This window comes from Phyllobacterium sp. P5_D12 (assembly GCF_054049495.1).
The window spans coordinates 1-5,589 of sequence record NZ_JBFUMG010000289.1 but is presented as its reverse complement, the minus strand read 5'-3'; the positions used below and the strand labels follow the sequence as shown (position 1 = coordinate 5,589).

At 57.8% G+C, this 5,589-nt stretch carries 6 protein-coding genes; 5 read left to right on the top strand and 1 reads right to left on the bottom strand.

Features of this window, described 5'->3' with window-relative positions:
- The 4 genes from serS to ACXJ5O_RS17345 all read left to right on the top strand — a co-directional run.
- Positions 1 to 1,148 (top strand): serine--tRNA ligase (gene serS, locus ACXJ5O_RS17360; RefSeq protein WP_457300973.1); only part of this gene is annotated, 1,148 nt, incomplete at its 5' end.
- A 20-nt stretch (positions 1,149 to 1,168) separates the two neighbouring features.
- Positions 1,169 to 1,927: a 5'/3'-nucleotidase SurE gene (gene surE / locus ACXJ5O_RS17355; RefSeq protein ID WP_457300972.1), complete on the top strand. Its 759-nt coding sequence runs from the start codon at positions 1,169 to 1,171 to the stop codon at positions 1,925 to 1,927.
- Positions 1,924 to 2,577, top strand: coding sequence for a protein-L-isoaspartate(D-aspartate) O-methyltransferase (locus ACXJ5O_RS17350; RefSeq protein ID WP_457300971.1), 654 nt, complete (start codon positions 1,924 to 1,926; stop codon positions 2,575 to 2,577). Before surE ends, ACXJ5O_RS17350 begins: the two co-directional genes overlap by 4 nt.
- 401 nt (positions 2,578 to 2,978) lie before the next feature.
- Positions 2,979 to 4,292: a peptidoglycan DD-metalloendopeptidase family protein gene (locus ACXJ5O_RS17345; protein ID WP_457300970.1), complete on the top strand. Its 1,314-nt coding sequence runs from the start codon at positions 2,979 to 2,981 to the stop codon at positions 4,290 to 4,292.
- A gap of 57 nt (positions 4,293 to 4,349) precedes the next feature.
- Here the strand turns inward: ACXJ5O_RS17345 and ACXJ5O_RS17340 are convergent, their stop codons facing one another.
- The gene (locus tag ACXJ5O_RS17340; RefSeq protein WP_457300974.1) at positions 4,350 to 5,210 is read right to left on the bottom strand and encodes an ATP-binding protein; all 861 of its coding nucleotides are present in this window, start codon (positions 5,208 to 5,210) and stop codon (positions 4,350 to 4,352) included.
- A 161-nt stretch (positions 5,211 to 5,371) separates the two neighbouring features.
- On the opposite strand from ACXJ5O_RS17340, the gene yajC reads away from it, so the two are divergent.
- The coding region (gene yajC / locus ACXJ5O_RS17335) for a preprotein translocase subunit YajC (RefSeq protein WP_457300969.1) at positions 5,372 to 5,589 on the top strand (218 nt) is incomplete at its 3' end.

Genomic DNA, 5,589 nt, shown 5'->3' with positions numbered 1-5,589 from the left:
AGGCACAGGAACGCCGCAACGCCGCCTCGAAAGAAATCGGCAAGGCAATGGGTGCCAAGGATCAGGCAACCGCCGACCGTCTCAAGGCCGAAGTTGCGGAGATCAAGGTGTTCCTGACGTCAGCGGAAGAAGAAGAGCGTCAGCTCGATCGAGCGCTGAACGATGCATTGTCGGTGCTTCCCAACGTACCGCTTGCTGACGTGCCTGTCGGCAAGGACGAGGGCGCCAATGTCGAAACGCGCCGCGTCGGACATCTCAAGAATTTTTCGTTCGAGCCGAAAGAGCATTTCGAAATCGGCGAAAAACTCGGCTACATGGATTTCGAGAGGGCAGCCAAGCTTTCCGGCAGCCGCTTCACGGTCCTGAAAAGCCAGCTGGCACGGCTGGAGCGTGCGCTTGGCCAGTTCATGCTCGATCTGCACACGACCGAACACGGCTATACCGAGGTCAGTCCGCCTTTGCTGGTCAATGACGAAGTGCTCTATGGTACGGGCCAGTTGCCGAAGTTCGCCGAAGACCTGTTCCGGACCACGGACGGCCGCTATCTGATCCCGACCKCGGAAGTGCCGCTGACCAATCTGGTGCGCGAAGAGATTCTCGACATTCGGGATCTGCCGATCCGCATGACGGCGCAGACGGCGTGCTTCCGTTCGGAAGCGGGTTCGGCCGGGCGGGACACACGCGGCATGCTGCGCCAGCACCAGTTCATGAAGGTGGAACTGGTGTCGATCACCGACGCCGAGCATTCCATCGAGGAACATGAGCGGATGACGTCGTGTGCCGAGGAAGTTTTGAAGCGGCTCGACCTGTCGTTCCGCACCATGACGCTGTGCACCGGCGACATGGGCTTTGGCGCGCAGAAGACATATGACCTCGAAGTCTGGTTGCCGGGACAGAAGGCGTATCGCGAGATCTCCAGCTGCTCGGTATGCGGTGATTTCCAGGCACGCCGCATGAATGCCCGCTACCGGCCGGAAGGCGAGAAGTCGACGCGTTTCGTTCATACGCTGAACGGTTCCGGTACCGCTGTGGGGCGCGCGCTGATCGCCGTTGTCGAAAATTATCAGAATGAGGACGGCAGCGTAACAATTCCTGAAGCCCTTGTGCCCTATATGGGTGGACTGAAGCGGATCGAAAAAGCGGCATAATCTTTGAGGGACTGGGGCAAATGCGCATTCTTCTGACCAACGATGATGGTATTCATGCGGAAGGTCTGAGCGTGCTTGAACGCATTGCCCGCCAGCTTTCGGATGATATCTGGGTGGTTGCACCGGAAACGGACCAGAGTGGTCTGGCGCATTCGCTCACGCTGTCCAACCCGTTGCGCCTGCGTAAAATCGATGACCGGCATTTTGCCGTGCGCGGGACGCCAACCGATTGCGTCATCATGGGCGTTAAGCATCTGATGCCGGATGCACCTGATCTGATCCTTTCCGGTGTCAATTCCGGCTCGAACATGGCGGATGACGTCACCTATTCGGGGACTGTGGCTGGCGCCATCGAGGGCACGTTGCTCGGCATCAAGTCCATTTCCTTGTCGCAAGAATACAATCTGGATGGCGGCGCGCGCGTGCTGCCATGGGAGGTCGTGGAGGAGAGGGCGCCCGCGATCCTGAAAAAGGTACTTGATGTCGAACTGCCAAAGACCGTTCTCATCAATATCAACTTCCCGAGTTGCAGCGCGGCTGAGATCGCCGGAACGCGGGTTACAGCGCAAGGCAAGCTTTCGCATGGCCTCACCATAGAAGAGCGCCACGACGGACGGGGCTTGCCCTACTACTGGCTGCGCTATGGCCGCGGCAAGGATGTGCCGGCCGAAAACAGCGATGTGGCCGCACTCGCCAAGAACTTCATCTCGGTTACGCCGCTGCAACTCGACTTGACAGCGCATGACACGCTCGCAACCCTTGCGAGTGCCATTGCATGAAGGTTGCGATGTCTGAACGCGAAGGATTTGCGGCTTTCGTACTGCGTATGCGCGCCTTGGGCCTGTCGGATCAGCGTCTGATCAGCGCCTTTGAGGCGACGCCGCGTACGGCCTTTGTCAACGGCAATCTCGGTAACCTTGCCTACGGTACGGGAACGCTGCCGATCGAATGCGGTGAGTTCATCGAAGCGCTGGATCTGCAGGCGCAGCTGATTAATTCCCTAGATATTGAGCCTACGCACCGTGTGCTGGAAATCGGCACCGGTTCTGGCTTTACGGCGGCCGTGATGGCGCGGCTAGCGGGCCGTGTTCTGTCGCTCGAGCGCTATCGCACGTTGGTTGAACTGGCGCATCAGCGGCTCCAGGCCCTGAAAATCGAGAATACCTTTGTCAAGCACGCTGACGGCCGTCACGGACTAGTGCATGACGGTCCGTTCGACCGCATCATCGTCTGGGGCGCTTTCGAAAGCATGCCGCGCCAGTTCGTTGATCTCCTGTCGTCAAACGGCGTGATGATCGCACCGATCGGGCCGCTCGAYGGCCGACAAGTGATGGCGCGGTTATCGAAAATTGGCAGCCGTTTTGAGCGCCATGATTTGATGCCGGTGCGCCTGTTGCCCCTGATGGAAGGTGTCGCCTCGGCGCTTTAGGAGACGTTCGCTTGTTACCACGTCTCTTCTTGTAAAAAGCGTCCACCTCATCCGTCATCCTCGGGCTTGACCCGAGGACCCATGACAAAGGAGTCTAATCCTCTCCATGAACTCGACACAATCCAGCGAAGAACAGTACAGCCCTCATTGAAGCTTGCATTTTGCTGGAATGCCTTGTGCATCGTATAGCAGAACGCTTCTCAGCCGTGGGTCCTCGGGTCAAGCCCGAGGATGACGGAGAGGGTGGTGCATCGTGACGTTGGAGGGTGACGTACGGAGCCCTGACCCTTTACGAGTTTGGTGAATTTTTTACAAATTTTATTCGCTCTTTAACGGTCGAGTAACATTAACGCGATCTAATGAGTCCAATATTCTTGTATTGAGTACGGGCGGGATATGCGATGCGTTTGAGTACACTAGACAAAGCGTCACGGCGGCTGGCTCTGAATGCCGCCATTCTCTCGATTGCCGGTATCGCGGCAGGCTGCAGCTCTGGCGTGCAGCGTTTCACCAGCGCGGATTTCAGTTCCGGCTATAGCGACAATCAACGATCAGTCATGCAAGCGTCCAACAACACGCCACAACCTTATACACCACCCGTCGATTCAACGCAGACTGCTTCTGTCAGCCGCAGCGGCGGTGTCCAGCGCAGCAGCCTGCCGCCTGTCGGCGCTGCAAGCGCTTCGGCACTGCCGCCAGTCTCCTCGCAGCCAACGCGCCCGGCACTTGCACCTGTCGCCAGCGCCGCTCCACTGCGCCAGCAGCAGGTCGCTTCAGCGCAGCCAATGCAGGCCGCACCGTTGGGGTCGGCTTCGGGTACGCTGAAAACTCCGGATGGCCGTGAAGCAAAGATGCCTGTAAAGCCCGCTCCGGTGCATTCGAACAACGTCGCCGTCATACAGACACCGCAGGCGACCAAGCAGGTAGTTGCTGCGACCACTGTTGCAAAGCCAACCGGCCAGGGCTCATATACAGTCCAGAGCGGTGATACGCTGCATGCGATCTCGCGCAAGACCGGCAGCAATGTCGAGGCGATCAAGCAGGCGAACAACATGAAGGATGGCACCGTCCGTGTTGGTCAGGCTCTCATCATTCCGCCGTCCAATTCCGCGCTTGCTCAGAATGTCGCCAACACCATGAAGCCGAAGGGCGGAACGGTCGATCAGGTCAAGACAGCTTCGACACCGCCTGCAGAACAGCCGAAGGTGGTCGCAAGTGCCGCTACGCAGGCTGCTGCAGCTCCGCAAGCCGATACGTCGGCCAAGCCTTACACGCCGCCACAGGCCAGCGAGAAGGTGATAGAGAACGCGGATAAGGACAAGGATGTTGCCGCAGCGCCGTCGGCGACGGGCGTATCGGGTATGCGCTGGCCGGTTCGCGGCCGGGTTGTCGCCAACTATGGCAAGGGCAGCGACGGGATCAACATCTCGGTGCCTGAAGGTACGCCGATCAAGGCTGCTGAAAACGGCGTGGTCATCTACTCCGGCGATGGCCTGAAGGAATTCGGCAACACGGTGCTGGTGCGCCATGACAACGGTCTCGTGACGGTTTACGGCAATGCCAGCAAGCTCGATGTCCAGCGCGGCCAGAAGGTCAAGCGCGGCGATCAGCTTGGCGTGTCGGGCATGACCGGCAACGCAACGACGCCGATGCTTCACTTCGAGGTTCGCAAGAACTCGACGCCGGTTGACCCGACGAAATATCTCGAATCCTGATCGGACCCGACGAGCAGTTTGATAGCCCGCGTTGAACGACGCGGGCTTTTTTAGTGTCTACAGTTTCTTGCCGAGACGTCCGGCAAGATCCTGGATAAATTGCCAGGCGACACGGCCGGACCGTGCCCCGCGTGTCGTGGACCACTCCAGCGCCTGCGCATGCAATTCCGGTTGCTTCAACGGCAGGTGGAAATGCGCCGCATAGCCATCGATCATCGACAGATAGTCGTCCTGGCTGCACTTATGGAAGCCGAGCCAAAGTCCGAAGCGGTCCGAAAGCGAAACTTTTTCTTCAACCGCTTCCGATGGATTAATCGCGGTCGAACGTTCGTTCTCGATCATGTCCCGCGGCAGAAGATGACGCCGGTTCGATGTGGCGTAAAAGATGACATTGTCCGGCCGGCCTTCGACGCCGCCTTCCAGTGCTGCCTTCAATGATTTGTACGATGTGTCGTCGTGATCGAAGGACAGGTCGTCGCAAAACAGGATGAACCGGTAATCCGTGTCCTTGATGGCCGCCATCAGCGCAGGAAGGCTGTCGATATCTTCGCGGTGGATTTCCACCAGTTTCAGCGGGTGACCGCCGGTCGGTGCAGCGTTGACCGAGGCATGCACCGCCTTGACCAGCGATGACTTGCCCATGCCGCGTGCGCCCCACAAAAGAACATTGTTTGCCTGCAAACCATCGGCAAAGCGTTTCGTATTGTCGAAGAGGATATCGCGAACGTTGTCGACGCCGCGGATCAAGGAAATGTCCACGCGGTTGACCTTGCTGACCGGGTCAAAGGTGAGCTTGTCCGGATTCCAAACGAAGCAATCCGCCACATCGAGGTCGACCGGTTGAGCTTTTGGCGGTGCCATACGCTCCAGCACCGCAATCAGCCGGTCAAGTTTATCTGTCAACAATTCATCGGACATACTCATCGAACCTTCATTTTCATGCATATATGCGACTATCATGTTGAAGATAATTCGAAAAGTAGGACACACAGTTTTGTACGGTTGCTTTTGACGCCCCAAACATTGTATTGCGCTGGCTCAAGTTCTTTCAAATCTGGTTTTCTCTGGAGGTTGTCTCAATGTTCGTAACTCCCGCATATGCACAGGCAACGGGTGTCGGCGGCGCGCCGGAAATGCTGATGAGCATCCTGCCGTTCATTCTGATCTTCGTGATCATGTACTTCTTGATCATTCGCCCACAGCGTACCGCTGCCAAGAAGCGCGAGGAGCAGCTGAAGAATATCCGTCGCGGCGATACGATCATTACCGGTGGTGGTTTCATTGCCAAGGTCACCAA